General features: G+C 51.6%; 13 protein-coding genes. 10 read left to right on the top strand and 3 right to left on the bottom strand.

Translation table 11 applies throughout. From position 1 onward, the window contains the following. Positions 1–2: 2 nt before the first annotated feature. Positions 3–479, bottom strand: a complete 477-nt coding sequence (locus ABDB98_RS14780) for a divergent PAP2 family protein (RefSeq protein ID WP_040238935.1) — start codon at positions 477–479, stop codon at positions 3–5. Between the two features lie 149 nt (positions 480–628). Between ABDB98_RS14780 and ABDB98_RS14775 the strand changes: the two genes are divergently transcribed. Both ABDB98_RS14775 and ABDB98_RS14770 read left to right on the top strand, forming a co-directional pair. Then, positions 629–2119, top strand: a complete 1491-nt coding sequence (locus tag ABDB98_RS14775; protein WP_438420518.1) for a leucyl aminopeptidase — start codon at positions 629–631, stop codon at positions 2117–2119. Between the two features lie 132 nt (positions 2120–2251). After that, the gene (locus tag ABDB98_RS14770) at positions 2252–3580 is read left to right on the top strand and encodes a Na+/H+ antiporter NhaC family protein (RefSeq protein WP_438420517.1); all 1329 of its coding nucleotides are present in this window, start codon (positions 2252–2254) and stop codon (positions 3578–3580) included. Positions 3581–3625: 45 nt separating this feature from the next. Here ABDB98_RS14770 and ABDB98_RS14765 read toward each other — a convergent pair whose 3' ends face one another. Continuing rightward, positions 3626–4219: a biotin transporter BioY gene (locus tag ABDB98_RS14765; RefSeq protein WP_438420516.1), complete on the bottom strand. Its 594-nt coding sequence runs from the start codon at positions 4217–4219 to the stop codon at positions 3626–3628. Between the two features lie 99 nt (positions 4220–4318). Here ABDB98_RS14765 and ABDB98_RS14760 point away from each other — a divergent pair, with 99 nt between their 5' ends. The 8 genes from ABDB98_RS14760 (at position 4319) to ABDB98_RS14725 (ending at position 18058) form a co-directional block, all read left to right on the top strand. After that, the gene (locus tag ABDB98_RS14760) at positions 4319–4915 is read left to right on the top strand and encodes a sulfite oxidase-like oxidoreductase (RefSeq protein WP_438420515.1); all 597 of its coding nucleotides are present in this window, start codon (positions 4319–4321) and stop codon (positions 4913–4915) included. A gap of 169 nt (positions 4916–5084) precedes the next feature. Next, positions 5085–5954 carry an alpha/beta hydrolase gene (locus tag ABDB98_RS14755; protein ID WP_438420514.1) on the top strand — a complete coding sequence of 290 codons (870 nt, stop codon included), beginning with the start codon at positions 5085–5087 and terminating at the stop codon, positions 5952–5954. A 134-nt stretch (positions 5955–6088) separates the two neighbouring features. Continuing rightward, positions 6089–6874: a 2,3-dihydro-2,3-dihydroxybenzoate dehydrogenase gene (locus ABDB98_RS14750; RefSeq protein WP_060964401.1), complete on the top strand. Its 786-nt coding sequence runs from the start codon at positions 6089–6091 to the stop codon at positions 6872–6874. Positions 6875–6897: 23 nt separating this feature from the next. Further along, positions 6898–8094 (top strand): isochorismate synthase DhbC, encoded by a 1197-nt coding sequence (dhbC, locus tag ABDB98_RS14745; RefSeq protein WP_438420513.1) that lies wholly within the window; start codon positions 6898–6900, stop codon positions 8092–8094. An 18-nt stretch (positions 8095–8112) separates the two neighbouring features. Beyond that, positions 8113–9738, top strand: a complete 1626-nt coding sequence (locus ABDB98_RS14740) for a (2,3-dihydroxybenzoyl)adenylate synthase (RefSeq protein ID WP_438420512.1) — start codon at positions 8113–8115, stop codon at positions 9736–9738. 18 nt (positions 9739–9756) lie between these two features. After that, positions 9757–10683 (top strand): isochorismatase family protein, encoded by a 927-nt coding sequence (locus ABDB98_RS14735; RefSeq protein WP_438420511.1) that lies wholly within the window; start codon positions 9757–9759, stop codon positions 10681–10683. A gap of 13 nt (positions 10684–10696) precedes the next feature. Continuing rightward, the gene (locus ABDB98_RS14730; RefSeq protein WP_438420510.1) at positions 10697–17824 is read left to right on the top strand and encodes an amino acid adenylation domain-containing protein; all 7128 of its coding nucleotides are present in this window, start codon (positions 10697–10699) and stop codon (positions 17822–17824) included. Positions 17825–17842: 18 nt separating this feature from the next. Then, positions 17843–18058, top strand: coding sequence for an MbtH family protein (locus tag ABDB98_RS14725; protein ID WP_060964406.1), 216 nt, complete (start codon positions 17843–17845; stop codon positions 18056–18058). Positions 18059–18109: 51 nt separating this feature from the next. On the opposite strand, the gene ABDB98_RS14720 is transcribed toward ABDB98_RS14725, so the two are convergent. Beyond that, on the bottom strand, positions 18110–18787 hold the full coding sequence (locus tag ABDB98_RS14720) for a DUF2278 family protein (RefSeq protein ID WP_438420509.1): 678 nt from the start codon (positions 18785–18787) through the stop codon (positions 18110–18112). Positions 18788–18859: the final 72 nt, after the last annotated feature.

Genomic DNA, 18859 nt, shown 5'->3' with positions numbered 1-18859 from the left:
TTTTACATAAAGAAATAATCTAAGATCAGTGTCAGTACAATGCCGGTGACGCCGCCGAAGAACACTTCGATCGGCTGATGGCCGAGCAGTTCTTTCAGTTTCTTCTGTTTTTCTTTCTCTTCCGCTTTCTGAAAGTCTTTCGCTTCGCTGACAAACCGATTAAAGTCGATGACCAGTTTATTAATGACCGTCGCCTGTTCACCCGCATGCCGCCTGACACCGGTAGCGTCAAACATCGTAATGACGGCGAAAATCGCGGCGACTGCAAACAGAGGCGAGTCCAGTCCCTGTTCCAAAGCGACTCCGGTTGACAGCGCGGTGACGGCGGCGGAATGGGAGCTCGGCATGCCGCCGGTGCTCGTCACAAGAGACCAGTCAAGTTTTTTGGATACGATAAATTGAATAGGCACTTTTACAACTTGGGCAAAAATAATGGCAGCAAAACTCGCCAGTAAAGGAAAATTCATAAATACATCCATATGCGACATCCTTTCTGTATCTGCGAAAGTCCGATCATATCGAAAAACTGCAGAAAACGCCCTTAGTTTGGTAAAATAAAATCAATGGAAAAATGTTTTTTCATTATACCACTTTACATAACAAATACCCACATAAGGAGTGTGTACTCATGTTTTATGCATCTGATCAATTGCGGCATCCCGAAACCCTGGTCATCGGTCTTTTTCAAAAAAGCACGCTGAGCGGATTTACGAAGGAATTGGATGATAAACTGGACGGACATTTGACACAGCTGTTAAAGGACGGTGATGTGTCTGCCAAACGCAATCGTGTATCAAAAGTATACCCTCCGGCTGCGACGGGTATGAAACGTATTTACTTTATCGGCTTGGGAAGGGAAGCGGATTATTCGTTTGAAGATGCGAAAGAATGCTTCGCACGTGTGTTTCAGCAGATTCACCAAGATAGAAAACAAGAAGTATCCGTTCTGCTTGATACGTTCGTCTCCGGTGAAGTGCCTGCCGCCGATGCCGCTCATGCGCTTTCGGAAAGCTGTCTGCTTGCGGTTTATGAGGTGCAGGATTATAAACATAAATCGAATGAGCCGGATCAGGAACTGACTTCCGTCTGCGCCGTGACCGACGAAGACCTGAGGGAAGTGCAGGCCGGCCTGAACGTCGGCGCGGCATACGGTCAAGGGACGAATTCAGCCCGCACGCTTGTGAACATGCCGGGAAATATGCTGACGGCCACCGATTTGGCGTCATATGCCGCTGAGCTTGCGGCAAAATATGATTTTGAGTGTGAAATTTTAGAAAAAGAAGAAATGGAAGAGCTCGGAATGGGCGGGCTGCTAGCCGTTAACAAAGGCTCATCCGAACCGCCAAAAATGATCGTTCTGAAGTATCAGGGCAAAGATGAATGGGAAGATGTCATCGGCCTGGTCGGAAAAGGCATTACCTTTGATACCGGAGGATATTCAATTAAGCCGAAAACCGGCATCGTCGGCATGAAAAGCGATATGGGAGGAGCCGCTTCAGTATTGGGCGCAATGGAAATTATCGGCGAACTGCGGCCTGAACAAAATGTGCTCGCCGTTATTCCGTCTACGGACAACATGATCTCGTCTGATGCCATGAAGCCGGATGACGTCATCGTCTCGCTCAGCGGAAAAACCATTGAGATTCTGAACACCGATGCGGAAGGCCGCCTCGTGCTTGCCGACGGCATCACATATGCCAAGCAGCACGGAGCCTCTGTCCTCGTAGACGTCGCAACGTTAACGGGCGGTGTCATTGTCGCCTTAGGAAACGAAATGACGGGCGCCATGACCAATCACGCCGGGTTTTATAAGCAGGTGGCAGAATCGGCGAAGGAATCCGGAGAGCCGATCTGGCAGCTTCCGATTACAGAAAAGGATAAAAAACGCGTGAGAAACAGTCAGATGGCTGATTTGAACAATTCTCCGGGAAGAGAAGGCCACGCGATTATGGCGGGCACATTCATTGGTGAATTCGCGGAAAACACCCCGTGGGTTCATCTTGACATTGCGGGAACCGCGACGGCGAATAAAGCGACATGCTTCGGCCCTGCCGGCGCAACAGGCGTCATGGCAAGGACGCTGGCCGTTTTGACTGAGCGGTTTACGCCTGAAAGATAACAGCACCCGCTGCCTTGATGCAGCGGGTTTTTTTGATTTCCAAAATCTTTAGTTGACTAAAGCGCGGGATGTGTGTTAACTTTAATTATCTACTACATTAGCAAACTAAAGGATTTTTGGAGGGACTCATCAATGAATGCTGTTGTTGTCGCAGTATTGCTTATGCTGGTCTTAAGCCTGCTGCGTGTCAATATTATTATAGCTTTAATGATCGGAGCGCTTGCCGGCGGACTGACAGGCGGCTTAGGCCTCGGAGAGACGGTGAAGGCTTTTACGGACGGTCTCGGCGGAAATGCCACCGTCGCGGTCAGCTACGCGCTGCTCGGAGCATTTGCCGCGGCGCTGACAAAGACGGGGCTTCCCGATGCAATGGTCGAAGCGTCTGTCAAACTAATCGGTAAAAAGGAAGATTCGCGGAAAAAAGCACTGTCTAAAGTGTTAATCGTACTGATTATTTTAATCATATCCTGTTTCTCGCAAAACGTGGTGCCCGTTCATATTGCGTTTATTCCGGTATTAATTCCGCCGCTTTTAAAAATATTTAACGAACTTGAAATGGACCGCAGGCTGGTCGCGTGTGTGATGACATTCGGACTGACTGCGCCGTACATCGTTCTGCCGATCGGTTTCGGACAGATTTTCCAGGGAATGCTGAGAGATAATATGGCGTCAGCCGGTTTAAAGGTGCCGCTCAGTGATATCCCGTATGCTTTAATCATCCCGACGGCGGGGATGGTAGTCGGTTTAATTTTATCCGTCATTGTCTATCGGAAACCGAAGAAATATGAGACGAAGGAGATTGCCGGATTATCGTCTTCTCCTTATACGAAGAAAAGCATTGCCATCGCCCTGTTCTCCATTGCCGTGTCGCTTGCCGTTCAGCTCTACCTGTCACAAGTGCTCGGAGTGGAAGGCATGATCATGGGCGCGCTCGCCGGCTTGTTTACGCTGTTTATCAGCGGAGTCATGAAGCGCAATGAAGCGGATAAGCTGATCACAGACGGCATGATTCTGATGGCCTTTATCGGGTTTGTCATGCTTGTTGCGGCCGGTTTTTCAAATGTATTGAACAAAACGGGCGATGTGGCTTCCTTGGTCAAAGCGTCAACAGGCTTTATCGGCCACAGCCAATCGTTAGGCGCGCTCCTGATGCTGATCGTCGGTTTATTAATCACGATGGGAATCGGATCGTCATTTGCAACCGTACCCGTCATTACGACCATATTTGTTCCGCTGTGCGCTCAGCTCGGATTCAGCCCGATGGCGACGATCGCCGTCATCGGAGCGGCCGCTGCGGTCGGTGATGCGGGTTCTCCTGCAAGTGACAGTACGCTCGGGCCGACGTCAGGCCTCAGCGCTGACGGACAGCACCACCACATTTGGGATACGTGCGTCCCGACATTTATTTTCTATAACATTCCGCTTGTAATATTCGGCTGGATTGCCGCACTTGTCCTGTGAAAAAAGGCTCCCGGAAAGGGGAGCCTTTTTGTATGCTGAAAAAACTTACGCCGGATTTCGATTGAAGCCCGTCGCTTTATGAATGGACCTGTAAACGGCAGGCGCGACAGATGCCAATAACAGTGCTAAAATGATATCTTTTATGAAAAACCAAATCATATAAAACCAGGCCATTCCGTAGCTGATCGGAGCATGAAGCCATAATTTCAGCGCAATATACGTATAGGTCGTGCCAATGATATAAATGACCGCGGTACCGATCAAAGAGGCCCATGCATAATGCAGACGGCCGGGTTCTTTTGTCTTTTCCAGTAGCCAGCCTGCTGCAAATGCCGCCGGGATGTATGCGAGAATAAACCCCCCGCTCTTTCCGATAAACGGCGCAAAGCCTGCTGAGAATTGGGCGAAGATGGGAGCTCCCGCGAGTCCGGCCAATGCGTATACCGTCATTGCAATGGCGGCCCGTCTTGCGCCGAGAAGCATCGCGGCTAACAGACAAAAGAAAGGCTGCAGCGAGAGCGGAATTCCCGCAACTTGCAAAAAGGGAGCCATTGATGTAATGTTGGCGCCGATGGCCATCAGTGCGGCAAACATGCCGATAAGCGCCATATCGCCCGCGCGAAGGTTGCGTTGTTTCATTTGTTTTTCCCCCTTACACTTGTACCAGATTAGCGTAATCGAAGGATAATTAATTGTCAACACGAATTTTATATAGGTTTACTAAATGGAGGGAGCCCTATGTTTTTCGGGAAAACGAAACAAACAGGACAGTCGGATCGGATTCCGCCAAACCAAAATGTCACAACGAAGTTTCCCGTGCTTCACGCCGGAAATGTTCCTTATTATGAAGATATGTCAAAATGGAACCTGCAGGTGTACGGGCTTGTCGACCGTCCTATGCTGTTAAGCTTTGACGATATTAAAGCCTTTCCGAAAGCCGAATTGAAAAATGATATTCATTGCGTCACGGGCTGGTCCCGTCTTGATAACGTCTGGCAGGGCATACGCGCGAAAGACATCGCTGAGAAAGCGGGTGTGCACAAAAAAGCCGGTTTCGTCATATTGCACGCTGAAGAGGGCTGGACAGCCAATCTGCCGCTTTCTGATTTTACGCGGGAGACATCCCTGCTGGCATATGCGCATAACGGCGAGCCGTTAACGCCCGAGCACGGCTATCCGCTCAGAGGCGTTTTCCCCCATCTTTATTTTTGGAAAAGCGCCAAATGGCTGCGCGGCATTCAGTTCACAAAGGAAAACCACCCCGGCTTTTGGGAGAAAAACGGCTACCATATGAGGGGAGATCCATGGAAAAATCAGCGCTTTACATGGGATTAAACACATATCATCATATAGTTCTTAGGTACCTTATTGAAATAAGGTGCTTTTTTTATATCCAAAATCCATTGACTTTGTTTGGCAAAAAATCTATTATTTGAGGTGTCTTTTGATATTGAAAATCATTATCAATAAGCGGAGCGAATGTCATAGAGGGGATGAACTCATAATGGACGGAAAACAAACAAAGCGGGGTCTCGCGCAGGCCGGACGATACGCGATTCCGGGTACAGAAGTAAGAGAAATGCGTTCAAAAGGAGGCCGTACGTATCGTATCTTTGTCTCTTTTCCTCAGGAAGAACCGCCTCCATCCGGCTTTCCCGTCATCTATCTGCTTGATGCGAATTCCGTGTTCGGTACAATGGCCGAAGCGTTGCGGGTGCAAAGCCGCCGGCCGGAAAAAACAGGCGTTGTCCCGGCGGTGATTGTCGGAATCGGCTACCCGACTGATCAGCCGTTTTCCGCCGAACGCCACAGTGATTTTACGATGCCGCTCTCTGAATCAGAACTGCCGGTGCATCCGCGCGGCGCGGCGTGGCCCGAACAGGGAGGAGCGGAAGCGTTTCTTGCATTTATAGAAGAAGCAGTAAAGCCCGCGGTGGAGCGGGATTATCCGATCGACAGAGACAGGCAGACGATTTTCGGCCATTCGCTGGGCGGTCTTTTTGTGCTGCAAGTGCTTCTGACGAGACCGGACATGTTCCAGACCTATGTTGCCGGGAGTCCGTCAATTCACTGGAACAAACGTTTTATTCAGGAAGAAGCGGAGCGTTTGTCAGACCGGCTCTCTGAGGACAATCTTCAAGTCAGCGTACTGCTGGCAGCGGGAGAAATTGAAAAGACACATAAAAGCAAAATTCTGCAGCACGCAGAGGCGCTGTATTCTCTACTATCTGAGTTTGAAGGTGGCGGAGTCCGCGCAGAATACCGCGAGTTTGAAGGAGAGGGCCATATTTCTGTCCTGCCCGTTTTAATCAGCAGGGCCCTGCGTTTCTGCCTGAATCCGGGAGGGCCGCATACCCCGTATTCTCCTGCCTGAAAAAAACAGGCCCTTCGAACTAAATGCGGCTGATTCTAATTTTCTAATTGACGGAGTGTTTTGATTTGGATATGATTGTCTTGAATCATAATTGATAATGATAATCATTATCAATATAGAAAGGGAATGATAATATGGACGCATTGGGAATGAGAGGGAAAACGGCGGTTGTCACCGGCGCCGCTCAAGGCATCGGAGAAGCAACAGCGCTCGCCCTTGCTGAACAAGGCGTAAATGTGGCTGCTATAGATAAGAATGAAGGCCTGCTTCGGGGGCTTACTGAGAGACTCCGGGAAAAAGGCGTGCAGGCGCAGGCTTTCGCAGCAGATGTATCAGACAGTGCCGCTGTCAATGATATCATCGCCGCCGTTGAACGCGACATGGGTCCTATTGAAATATTGGCGAACGTTGCGGGCGTGCTGCGGCCGGGTCCGGTGCATTCCCTCAGTGATGAAGAGTGGGATCAAACATTTTCAGTTAATACGACCGGTGTATTTCATGTGTCACGGGCTGTCAGCCGATACATGATGGAGCGGAAAAAAGGCGCCATCGTAACGGTCGGTTCAAATGCAGCCGGAGTTCCGCGTGCTTCCATGGCGGCTTATGCGGCGTCGAAAGCGGCTGCCGTCATGTTTACGAAATGCCTCGGACTGGAGCTTGCGGCCTATCATATCCGCTGCAACATCGTATCTCCCGGTTCAACGGAAACCGACATGCAGCGGGCGCTGTGGCGGGATGAAAACGGAGCACAGGACGTTATCAGAGGTTCGCTTGATACATATAAAACGGGAATTCCGCTTCAAAAGCTGGCAAAGCCTTCTGATATTGCAAATGCTGTTTTGTTTTTGGCCTCTGAACAGGCAAGCCATATCACGATGCATGATTTATGCGTGGACGGCGGCGCTACTTTAGGCATTTGATGTAACGAGAAGGAGGGACAATCATGACAAATCAACATTTATTGACGGAAGTGTCTGCAAAAGAGGTGCTGGACGCTTACAAGCCCGGGGCGTTCTTTTTAGCTTCCCCGAAAAGTACGCTCCTTGCAGAAGGTGTGTTTGCAAAAGTGCCGGATACAGACGCGGAGAATCAGCTGGACTCACTGCCTGAACGTGTGAGACAGACGCTTCTTGAGGCAAAGCAAGCCGGCATCAAACATCCGATTGCGGCCGGCGCCATTCCGTTTGACGGCAGAAAGGCTTCGCGGCTTTTTGTACCGAAAGCCGTCCTTACGGCAGGTCCGCTTTCGTTTACGGAAGCTTCCGCAGAAAAACCCCAAGCGAATACATATGATATCCGGCCCGTTCCTGACCCTGAGGGCTTTATGAGCGGTGTGGAACAAGGCGTTTTAAACATTACGGACGGTCCGCTCAGCAAGATTGTACTGTCAAGGACGCTGCATCTGACCGCTGAAAGAGATATCGACATTCCTCAGGCCGTCAAGCATTTGGCGCAGCACAACCCGCGCGGCTATACATTCGCTGCAGATGTGACGGGAACGTCAGAAACAAGAAAAACGCTTTTCGGCGCGAGTCCTGAACTGCTTCTGTCGAAAAACGGAACATCGATTCTGTCCAATCCGCTGGCAGGTTCCAGACCGCGAAGCACAGATCCGGCTGAGGATCAGAGAAGAGCGGAGGAACTCCTGCAATCAGCTAAAGACCTGCATGAACATGCAGTAGTCGTTGCCGCAGTTGCCGCCGCACTTAAACCGTTCTGCCGTGTGCTTGATGTGCCGGAAAAACCGTCACTCATTAAAACTGAGGCGATGTGGCACTTGTCCACCGAGGTGAGGGGAGAGCTTAGTGATCCGTCAACGACATCGCTTGAGCTGGCCATCGCTCTTCATCCGACGCCCGCTGTATGCGGAACGCCGACGGATGCGGCGAGAGAAGCGATTCAAAATATTGAGCCGTTTGACCGCAATTTCTACACGGGAATGGCAGGCTGGTGTGATGCTGAAGGTGACGGAGAATGGATTATCGCACTCCGCTGCGCCGAAGCGGAAACAAAGTCTCTCCGGCTCTTTGCGGGTGCCGGGATTGTCGCCGGATCAAAGCCGCAGGACGAACTGGACGAGACATCGGCGAAATTCCGCACCATGCTCCGGGCGATGGGGCTTTATCAAGATGAGATGTAAAAAAGGAGGAAACGGATCGTGCTGACTGGATTTACGCCATGGCCGGAAGAATGGGCTGACAAATACCGCAAAGACGGCTGCTGGAAGGGTGAAACGTTCGGAGGGATGCTGAAAGAGCGCGCGGCTTTATACGGAGATCGAACTGCCGTGACGTGTAAAGATGTACATTGGACCTACAAAGAATTAGATGAAAGGGCAGATCGTTTAGCGGCGGGGCTGCATAAGCTCGGAATTCAAAAGGAAGACCGCGTTGTCGTTCAGCTGCCGAATATCGCTGAGTTTTTTGAAGTGATTTTTGCGCTGTTCCGGCTCGGGGCGCTGCCTGTTTTCGCGCTGCCTTCTCACAGAAGCAGTGAGATTACGTATTTCTGCGAGTTTGCAGAGGCGAAAGCATACATCATTCCTGATTCGCATTCAGGCTTTGATTACAGAACGCTTGCCAGACAGGTGAAAGACAAACTTCCGGCTTTGGCACATGTCATTGTGGCCGGCGAGGCTGAGGAATTTCAGGAACTGAGCAGCCTGCATAGAGAGCCCGTCCAGCTGGAAGACGTCAGCCCGGCGGAAGTCGCCTTTTTACAGCTTTCAGGAGGCAGTACGGGGCTGTCCAAGCTGATTCCGAGGACACACGATGATTACATATACAGTCTGCGCCTCAGTGCGGAAATATGCGGCTTGGATCATCACAGCGTTTATTTGGCCGCTCTGCCGACAGCGCATAACTATCCGCTCAGCTCGCCAGGTGTGCTGGGAACTTTATATGCCGGGGGCCGGGTTGTTCTGTCACCTGCGCCGACTCCGGATGACTGTTTCCCGTTAATTGAAAAAGAGCGTGTCACGATTACAGCGCTCGTCCCGCCGCTTGCGATGGTGTGGATGGAAGCATCCGCTTCGCGACGTGATGATTTATCAAGCCTTCAAGTGCTTCAGGTAGGAGGTGCCAAATTCAGCGCTGAAGCGGCCCGCCGTGTGAAAAGCGCTTTCGGATGCACTCTTCAGCAGGTTTTCGGAATGGCGGAAGGATTGGTGAATTATACGAGACTGGATGATCCCGAGGAGATCATTGTCAATACGCAAGGCAGACCGATGTCACCATTTGATGAGGTGCGGGTTTTAGATGATGACGGACGGGACGTGGCTCCCGGGGAAACCGGACATTTGTTTACACGCGGCCCTTACACGATTCGCGGATATTATAAAGCGCCTGAACATAATAAAAGATCATTCACAGACGACGGCTTTTATCAGACCGGCGATCTCGTCAAACTGACGGCGGACGGTTATATCGTCGTCGAAGGACGCGCGAAAGATCAAATCAACCGGGGCGGCGAAAAGATTGCCGCTGAAGAGGTGGAAAATCACCTTCTGGCTCACCCTGCCGTTCATGATGCGGCCATGGTTTCAATGCCGGATGATTTTCTCGGAGAGCGGTCCTGTGTGTTCATCATTCCGAAAGGAGAAGCGCCGAAACCGGGAGAACTGAAAGCGTTTTTACGGGAGCGCGGGCTGGCGGCATATAAAATTCCCGACCGGGTTGAATTTATCGCTTCTTTCCCAAAAACCGGCGTCGGCAAGGTCAGCAAAAAGGACCTTCGCGAAACGATCGCCCAAAAAGTAAAGCCTGCTGAAATCAAACCATCATAAAAAAAGGAAGTGTTTATATTGGCTATACCGGCTATTCCCGCATATGCGCTGCCGACAGCGTCAGATATGCCTGAAAATAAAGTATCGTGGACGCTGAACCCGAAACGCGCGGTGCTTTTAATCCATGACATGCAGAATTATTTCGTCGATGCTTTTGAGAAAGGGAAGGCTCCGATCACGGAGGCGGCTCAGAATATCAAGAAAATAAAAGAGCAATGCAAAGCGCTCGGCATTCCGGTGGTGTACACCGCGCAGCCGGGCAGCCAAGACCCGGCAGACCGCGCCCTGCTGACGGATTTTTGGGGGCCGGGACTTAAAAGCGGTCCTTATGAAGAAAAGGTCATTCCGGAGCTTGCCCCCGAAGATCAGGACATTGTCCTCACAAAGTGGAGATACAGCGCGTTTAAACGGACGAATCTCCTTGATATCATGCGTGAAAAGGGCAGAGATCAGCTCATTATTACGGGAATTTACGCACACATCGGCTGCCTCGTCACAGCCTGTGAAGCTTTTATGGATGATATTCAAAGCTTTTTTATCGGAGACGCCGTAGCTGACTTTTCTTCAGAAAAACATAAGATGGCCATCGAATATGCGTCCCAGCGCTGCGCTTACACGGCTCTGACAAACGAAGTGCTGGAAGTGCTGGGCGGCTTGCCGGTTTCTGACGGAAAAGAGAAGACTCCCGCCGCATTGACAAAAGAACGGGTCCGGGAGCAAATTGCGGCGATTCTTCAAGAATCCCCGTCCGATATTCCGGATCAGGAAGACCTGCTGGACAGAGGGCTTGACTCCGTCAGAATCATGAGCCTTGTCGAACAATGGCGCCGTGACGGAGCTGAAGTGACGTTTGTGGAACTGGCGGAGAATCCGACGCTTGAAGAGTGGTGGAGACTGCTTTCTTCCCGATCTCAAAAAGTCTTGCCGAATGCAGATTATTTATAAGGGAGAGAATAGAATGCATGATACACAACAGCTGCCTCTGACAGGCGCACAGGCCGGTATCTGGTTTGCGCAGCAGCTTGATCCTGATAATCCGATTTACAATACAGGCGAGTATGTTGAGATAAATGGCGCGCTCGATGTGAACATATTTAAAACGGCTCTTGAACGTGTGCTGACTGAAGCCGCGTCATTACACGCCCGCTTCACAGAGGGAACAGACGGACCGGGACAGACGATCGCTCCTTCTTGTGAGGCGACGATTGATGTCATAGATGTGAGCGCAGCGGCTGATCCGAAGCAGGCCGCACTCAGAATCATGCAGACTGATTTGGGTGAGCCTGTTGATATGGCGGCCGGGCCCTTGTACCGCGACATTTTATTCCAAGCCGGACCGGAACGCTTTTTCTGGTATCAGCGCATTCACCACATCGCGATAGACGGCTACGGTTTTTCACTGCTGGCACGGCGTACGGCGCAGTTGTACACCGCAATACGGGAGGGACGTCCGGATAACGGGCGCTCCTTTGGTTCTTTGGAGGATCTGGTAAAGGAAGATCAAGAGTACCGCGCGTCTGATCAATTCCTGAAAGATCGGGAATTTTGGATGGAGAAATTTGCCGATGAACCTGATGTCGTCAGTTTGGCGGAAAGAGCACCGAGAACGTCAGCAAGCTTTCACAGGAGCACGGCTTATCTTTCTGAAACGGCTTTACAGCATGTGAAATCGATTCCGAACTGGCATGAGGCGGTCACGGCCGCGGTAGCTGTATATGTTCATCGGATGACAAGCGCCGGGGATATCGTGCTCGGTTTGCCGATGATGGGACGGATCGGCTCGATTTCACTGAATATTCCGAGTATGGCGATGAATCTGCTGCCTTTGCGGCTTTCTCTCCGCCCGGATATGAGTTTTCACGAGACGGTCAGCCAAGTGGCAAAAGAAATCCGAAGCATCCGGCGTCATCAGAAATATCGCCATGAAGACCTGCGCCGCGATCTTAAATTATTAGGAGAAAACCGCAGGCTGTTCGGTCCGCAAGTCAATGTGATGCCGTTTGATTACGCGCTTGATTTCGCCGGAGCGCGGGGAACCGTTCATAACTTATCAGCAGGGCCCGTTGATGATTTGTCAATTAACGTTTACGACAGAGCCGACGGCAGCGGATTGCGTGTGGACTTTGATGCGAATCCGGAAGTGTACCGCGCCGAAGATATTGAAAACCATCAAAAACGCTTCCTGCTGCTGCTGGAATCAGCTGTGAAAGACCAGACACAAAAAATCGGCACACTCAATCTTCTGCTTGAAAGCGAACGTATCCGCGTGCTGAAAAGCTGGAATGACACGTGCAGACCTGAAAGGCAGAAAAGTCTCCCGGAGCTGTTTTACGACCAGGCCGTAAAAACACCGCACCGCCCGGCAATCATCACGGAAAACGAAGAGCTCACCTATGCCGAATTGAACAAGCGCGCGAACCAGCTTGCCGGCATGTTAAAGCAAAAAGGGCTCGGGCCGGAACAATTTGCCGCTTTACTGCTTCCGCGGTCACAGGATTTGGCCGTGAGCATGCTTGCCGTTTTGAAAACGGGAGCCGCGTACCTGCCGCTTGATCCTGATTTTCCTTCTGAGCGGATCACATACATGCTCAAAGATGCACAGCCTGTCTGTCTGATTACAACGATGGAATTATTGGGCTGCATGCCGGAAGACAGTGATGCAAAAACGGTCATTCTTGATGACCCGGATACGGTAAAAATCATTGCCGGTCAAAATGCTGACGGTCCTGCTCAGGCGGAATGTTCACCTTTGAACCCTGCTTATATCATTTATACTTCGGGCTCAACGGGCAGACCGAAAGGCGTTGTCGTGACATTAAAAAGCGTAAGCAATTTTCTCTTATCCATGCGGGAAATGTTCCCGCTCGGCGGACAAGACCGCCTGCTCGCCGTTACGACTGCGGCGTTTGATATTTCCGGGCTTGAGCTCTTCCTTCCGCTCATCAGCGGGGCGGGGTGCGTCATTGCCCGAAAAGAAACGATTCAGGAGCCGCAGGCGCTTGCACACATGATTCACTCATACGGTATTTCCATCATGCAGGCAACACCGACATTATGGCATTCATTAGTCACAAATGAACCGGATTCACTTCGGTCGCTGCAGGTGCTTGTCGGAGGTGAGGCGCTCCCGAAAGCGTTAATGCATGCCCTGCTTGAATTAGGCTGTACGGTGACGAATCTGTACGGGCCGACTGAAACAACAATCTGGTCGGCCGCACAGCCGCTTGCAAAAGACTATACAGGGACGCCCCCGATCGGAACGCCGATTTGGAACACGCGGGTATATGTGCTGGATGCCGCATTGCAGCCCGTCCCGCCGGGAGTTGCGGGTGAGCTTTATATCGCGGGCGAGGGGCTTGCCAGAGGTTATTTTAACAGGCCTGATTTAACAGCGGAAAGATTCATTGCCGACCCGTACGGCCCCGCAGGTGCGAGAATGTACCGGACGGGGGATCTCGTGCGCTGGCGTGAGGACGGTTCACTTGATTATATCAGCAGAGCCGATCATCAAATTAAAATCCGCGGGTTCAGGATAGAATTAGGGGAAATTGAGACGGTGCTGTCGAACTATCCGGGTATTTCGCAGGCCGCTGTCATTGTCCGTGAAGATCAGCCGGGAGACAAGCGGCTGGCGGCTTATGCTGTCGCGGATCACCTCCTTGATATCGGCGGCCTTCGTGCATATATGGGCGAAAGCCTGCCGGATTATATGGTGCCGGGCGCATTTGTACAGCTGGAGGAACTGCCGCTGACACCGAATAAGAAGCTCGATCGCAATGCTCTGCCTGCCCCTGATTTTTCCGCTGTCCTGAGTGACAGGGGGCCGCGGACGCCGCAGGAAGAAATATTATGCGAGCTGTTTGCCGAGGTTCTCGGTCTCGCACGGGTCGGAATTGATGACGGATTCTTTGAACTGGGCGGCCATTCACTCTTAGCGGGACGCCTGATGAGCCGGATCCGGGAGACGATGGGTGCAGAGCTGGGCATCGGCCGTCTGTTTGATACGCCGACGGTTGCCGGGCTCGCCGCACAGCTGGACACTGCAAAGAACGCGCGGCCAAAGCTTAAGCCGTTTGCCCGGCCGCAGCATATCCCGCTGTCATTCGCGCAGCTGCGTCTTTGGTTTCTCTACTGCCTTGAAGGTCCGAGCCCGACTTACAACATTCCGGTGATTGTCCGTATGTCAGGAAAGCTTAACCAAACAGCGCTGAAACACGCCTTTTATGATGTTGTCAGCCGCCATGAAAGCCTGCGTACCGTTTTTCCGGAAAATAAGGGCTCGTCTCATCAGCTCATTTTGCCTGCTGAAGAAGCCCGTCCCGTGTTTACAGTGACACATGCAGACGAAAACGAGCTTCAAGACATGCTTGCCGCTGCGGCACGCTACCGGTTTGATCTCGCAAAAGAGCCGGCCGTACGGGCTGAGCTGTTTGATCTTGGTGACGGCGAATATGCGCTGATGGTTCTTCTGCATCACATCGCAGGTGACGGCTGGTCCTTGAATCCGCTCATGCGTGACTTATCCGCGGCCTATATCGCCCGCCAAACAGGCAAAAAAGCAGAATGGCCGCCGCTAGCGGTTCAATATGCGGATTATGCGCTTTGGCAGCAGCAGCTTTTAGGAAGCGTATCTGATTCTGAGAGCTTAATAGCGCGCCAGCTGAATTTCTGGAAGAAAACACTTGAAAATGTACCGGATCAGCTGGAGCTGCCGTCTGATTTTCCGCGACCCGCCGAATCAAGCTACAGAGGGGGCGTCATTCCGGTCAAAATCGGCCAAGAGCTTCATACCCGTCTTCTCTCACTTGCCAGAAATCAGCGCGTAAGCCTGTTTATGGTGCTTCAGTCAGGGCTTTCCGCACTGCTGACCCGGCTCGGGGCCGGAACCGATATTCCGATCGGCAGCCCGATAGCCGGCCGCAGTGATGACGCACTGGGCGACCTTGTGGGCATGTTCATTAATACTCTCGTGCTGAGAACCGATACCTCAGGCGATCCAAGCTTTTGTGAGCTTCTTGAAAGGGTCCGGACGATAAATCTCGCCGCATATGAACATCAGGACGTGCCGTTTGAACGTCTCGTGGAGGAATTGAATCCGGTTCGTTCCCGGTCAAGACATCCGCTGTTCCAAGTGATGCTCGCATTCCAAAATACGCCTGATCCTGTACTCAGCCTTCCGGACATGGAAACAAGCCTGCAAATCAGCAGCGTCGGAGCGTCCAAATTTGATTTGACACTGGAATTGGCCGAGCAGCGCCATGACGACGGGACGCCTGCCGGTATTGAAGGTCTTTTGGAATTCAGCACGGACCTATTTAAAAAAGAAACGGCTGAAGCACTTGCGGGACGTCTGCTTCTTCTGCTCGAAGATGCCGCATCGCATCCGGAAAAGCCGATCGGAAGCTTAACGATTCTTTCTGATGAAGAGCGCCGAAAGCTATTGCCGGTTAAACGGAATAAACAGCACACTCAGCCTCGAAAGACATTGCCTGAACTGTTTGAAAGACAGGCCGCCGAAAAACCGGATGAAACGGCGGCCGTATATAAAGAGAGCCGGCTCACTTATAAAGAGCTGAATCAAAAAGCCAATCAGCTTGCACATATGATGATCGCCCGCGGCGTCGGCCCGGAGCAGTTTGTCGCGCTGGCCCTGCCGCGCTCTTTAGATACGATTGTCGGGCTGTTAGCCGTCCTGAAAACGGGAGCTGCGTATTTGCCGCTTGATCCCGATTATCCGTCGGACCGCATCGCTTTTATGTTACAGGATGCCAAGCCTGTATTTATGCTTACCAATTGTGAAGGCGCAAGTAAGTTTCCTGCCGATAGCGGTATGCCGTCCTTCATTTTGGATGACCCGCAGAAAAAAGAAACACTTGAGCAATATGCCGTTACGAATCCGACTGACGCAGACAGGATTTGTCCGCTGTCACCGCTTCATCCGGCTTACGTCATTTACACGTCGGGATCGACCGGTGTGCCGAAAGGGGTCATCATCCCGCACAGCAATGTCATCCGGCTGTTTGAGTCGACACAGCACTGGTATCGCTTTAATTCTGATGATGTATGGACGATGTTTCACTCTTACGCATTCGATTTCTCTGTCTGGGAAATGTGGGGGCCTTTGCTTCACGGAGGTCGTCTCATTGTCGTGCCGCATGACATCAGCAGATCGCCGGAAGCGTTTCTGGATCTTCTCGTGAAAGAGCGGGTGACCGTGCTTAACCAAACGCCGTCAGCGTTTTACCAGCTGATGCATGCGGAAAAAGAAAACGAAGAGCTGGGGCGCAAGCTTGCACTCAGATATATCATCTTCGGCGGCGAGGCGCTTGAGCTGGGCCGGCTTGAAGATTGGTACAGCCGCCATCCGGACGATAAGCCGGTGCTCATAAATATGTACGGCATTACGGAAACGACGGTGCACGTCAGTTATCTTGAATTAGACAAAAACATTGCGGAACTGAAGGCAAACAGCCTCATCGGCTGCGGCATTCCTGATCTGAACGTATATGTGCTTGATGACCGGCTTGAGCCTGTGCCTCCGGGCATCACAGGCGAAATGTATGTTGCAGGGGAAGGTGTGGCACGCGGTTACTTAGGGCGGCAAAGCCTGACCGCGGAACGCTTTGTGGCTGATCCGTACGGCCCGCCGGGAACGAGAATGTACCGGACGGGGGACTTAGCCCGCCTGCGGACGGACGGTTCTCTTGATTATATGGGAAGGGCGGATCATCAGATAAAAATCCGCGGATTCCGGATTGAACTGGGAGAAATCGAGGCGGTTCTCGTCAAACATCCGGGAGTTGAGGACGCGGCCGCAGTCGTCCGTGAAGACCGGCCGGGAGACAAACGGATCGCCGCTTACCTTGTCCGCTCTGACAGCAGCAGCTTAGATACGGGAGAGATTCGCCGGTTTGCCGGAGAAAGCCTGCCGGATTATATGGTTCCGTCTGCTTTTGTCCAAATGGATGAACTGCCGCTGACACCGAATGGAAAGCTTGACCGAAAAGCGCTCCCTGCGCCTGACTTCCAAATGGAGGTCTCCGGCCGGGGACCGAGAACACCTCAGGAAGAAATGCTGTGTGAGCTGTTCGCAGAGGTGCTGCACCTGCCGCGTGTCGGTATTGATGACAGATTCTTTGATTTAGGCGGCCATTCTTTGCTTGCGGTCCATTTAATGAGCCGTATTCGGGAAGCGATGGGAGCCGAGCTCAGTATCGGAACATTATTCGAAGCTCCTACGGTGGCGAGTCTTGCTGAAAGGCTTGAGACGGGCACAGGGACAAGCGCGCTTGATGTTCTTCTGCCGCTCAGAACAGCCGGAGAAGAAACACCGCTGTTTTGTGTCCATCCTGCCGGCGGTCTCAGCTGGTGTTATGCCGGGCTGATGTCTTCTTTAGAAGCCGATTATCCGATATACGGTTTACAGGCGAGAGGCATCGGAAAAAAAGAACCGCTTCCCGCAAGCCTTGATGACATGGCGGCGGATTATATTGAAAAGATCCGCACCGTGCAGCCGAAAGGGCCGTACCGTCTGCTCGGCTGGTCTCTCGGGGGAAATGTCATTCAGGCCATGGCGACACAATTACAGAGCCGGGGCGAGGAGGTTTCGCTTTTGGTAATGCTTGACGCGTACCCGAATCATTTTCTGCCGATAAAAAATGCGCCTGATGACGAGGAAGCCGTCATTGCGCTGCTTGCCCTGGGAGGGTACGACCCGGACAGCCTCGGGGATCAGCCGCTTGATTTTGACACCGCGCTGACCATTCTCCGCCGTGAGGGAAGCGCATTAGCCAGTCTGGACGAGTCGGTGATGATGAACCTGAAAGACACGTACATTAATTCTGTCGGGCTGTTAGGAACATACAAGCCGAAGCCGTTCCATGGAGATGTACTGTTCTTCAGATCCACGATTATTCCGGAGTGGTTTGACCCGATTGAGCCGGATACTTGGAAACCGTATATTACGGGAAAAATCGAGCGGTATGATTTAGACTGCCGCCATAAGGATATGTGCCAGCCGGGACCGCTTGCCGACATCGGCGCGATTCTGGCAGAGAAATTAAACGGACGGCGTACAGTCCGGTAAAGAAAGGATCAATCTGCTATGACAAATCCATTTGAACGGGAAGACAGCTTATATCATGTCCTAGTCAATGCTGAAGGCCAGTACTCACTGTGGCCGGCCTATCTGGATGTGCCGGACGGCTGGGAAACCCGCCTGATGAATGAAAACCGCTCCGTTTGTCTCGAATATATTGAAACAAACTGGCGTGATATGAGGCCGGAAAGTCTGAAACAGGCCGAAGCCGCTAAGATGTAATAAATAAAGCCTGCCGCTATTTCGGCAGGCTTTTTATATTTTATACGGACATCAGCTGCTAAGCTGTTTATGATCACAAAATGTATAAGGGTGGCCTTCTTCATTCGTGCACCATGACTGAGACAGAAAAGCCAAAAAGACCGCGGCCCACTGGTCTGCAAACTGGATTAAAATACCGCCGTCGTGCCATGCTCCGTTATCCTTCTTCCAGCGTGTGTCAATTGGATTTCCCTGATTCATATGAATATTATGCATGCCGTTTGTCGGTTTGAACCCGAAAATCTTATCAGCGCCCGGCTCCGGTCCGAATTTAGAGCCGTAAATATAGACGACGGCTTTTTCTGCTTTGGCTTTTTGCATATACGTCTCAATAAAATCATTTAAGTCATTATCAGGCCCGGTGACTTCATGCGGGAGCGGCACCATGTTCCGGGGATCAAACAATCCGCCGCGCACATAATCCAGCGCCAGCTCACGGCTCGTTTCATCAATTGGGGTGTACCCATACGGTATGTTCGGCAGCAGGGTGATCGCGCTTGCGTCAAAATGATCGCGCGCCGCATACAGAACCTCTGATTCTTTTGAACTCGACATGACATTGATCGCACAACGATAGTGCGTATCAGGCTCGCCTAACACCTCGACTTGAAAATGCGGAGAATCATCATCTGTTTCCCTTCTCATATCTAACACAGTGCCTTTTAATACACCATAGTGCTGAACAGCCATATGAATCCTCCTTTTTCTTCCGGGATATGAATTGATATTCGAGACAGGTGTCCGTTTTTCCTTTTATGAGAA

The organism is Bacillus siamensis (assembly GCF_051628075.1).
GTDB lineage: Bacteria > Bacillota > Bacilli > Bacillales > Bacillaceae > Bacillus > Bacillus siamensis.
Note: the sequence above shows the minus strand (reverse complement) of the source record. Positions and strands in the feature narration are given on the sequence as shown.

Excerpts from the sequence above, each read along its gene's own strand:
- ABDB98_RS14780 (WP_040238935.1), bottom strand. The coding sequence starts at position 479 with ATGGATGTATTTATGAATTTTCCTTTACTGGCGAGTTTTGCTGCCATT.
- ABDB98_RS14775 (WP_438420518.1), top strand. The coding sequence starts at position 629 with ATGTTTTATGCATCTGATCAATTGCGGCATCCCGAAACCCTGGTCATC.
- ABDB98_RS14770 (WP_438420517.1), top strand. The coding sequence starts at position 2,252 with ATGAATGCTGTTGTTGTCGCAGTATTGCTTATGCTGGTCTTAAGCCTG.
- ABDB98_RS14765 (WP_438420516.1), bottom strand. The coding sequence starts at position 4,219 with ATGAAACAACGCAACCTTCGCGCGGGCGATATGGCGCTTATCGGCATG.
- ABDB98_RS14760 (WP_438420515.1), top strand. The coding sequence starts at position 4,319 with ATGTTTTTCGGGAAAACGAAACAAACAGGACAGTCGGATCGGATTCCG.
- ABDB98_RS14755 (WP_438420514.1), top strand. The coding sequence starts at position 5,085 with ATGGACGGAAAACAAACAAAGCGGGGTCTCGCGCAGGCCGGACGATAC.
- ABDB98_RS14750 (WP_060964401.1), top strand. The coding sequence starts at position 6,089 with ATGGACGCATTGGGAATGAGAGGGAAAACGGCGGTTGTCACCGGCGCC.
- dhbC (WP_438420513.1), top strand. The coding sequence starts at position 6,898 with ATGACAAATCAACATTTATTGACGGAAGTGTCTGCAAAAGAGGTGCTG.
- ABDB98_RS14730 (WP_438420510.1), top strand. The coding sequence starts at position 10,697 with ATGCATGATACACAACAGCTGCCTCTGACAGGCGCACAGGCCGGTATC.
- ABDB98_RS14725 (WP_060964406.1), top strand. The coding sequence starts at position 17,843 with ATGACAAATCCATTTGAACGGGAAGACAGCTTATATCATGTCCTAGTC.
- ABDB98_RS14720 (WP_438420509.1), bottom strand. The coding sequence starts at position 18,787 with ATGGCTGTTCAGCACTATGGTGTATTAAAAGGCACTGTGTTAGATATG.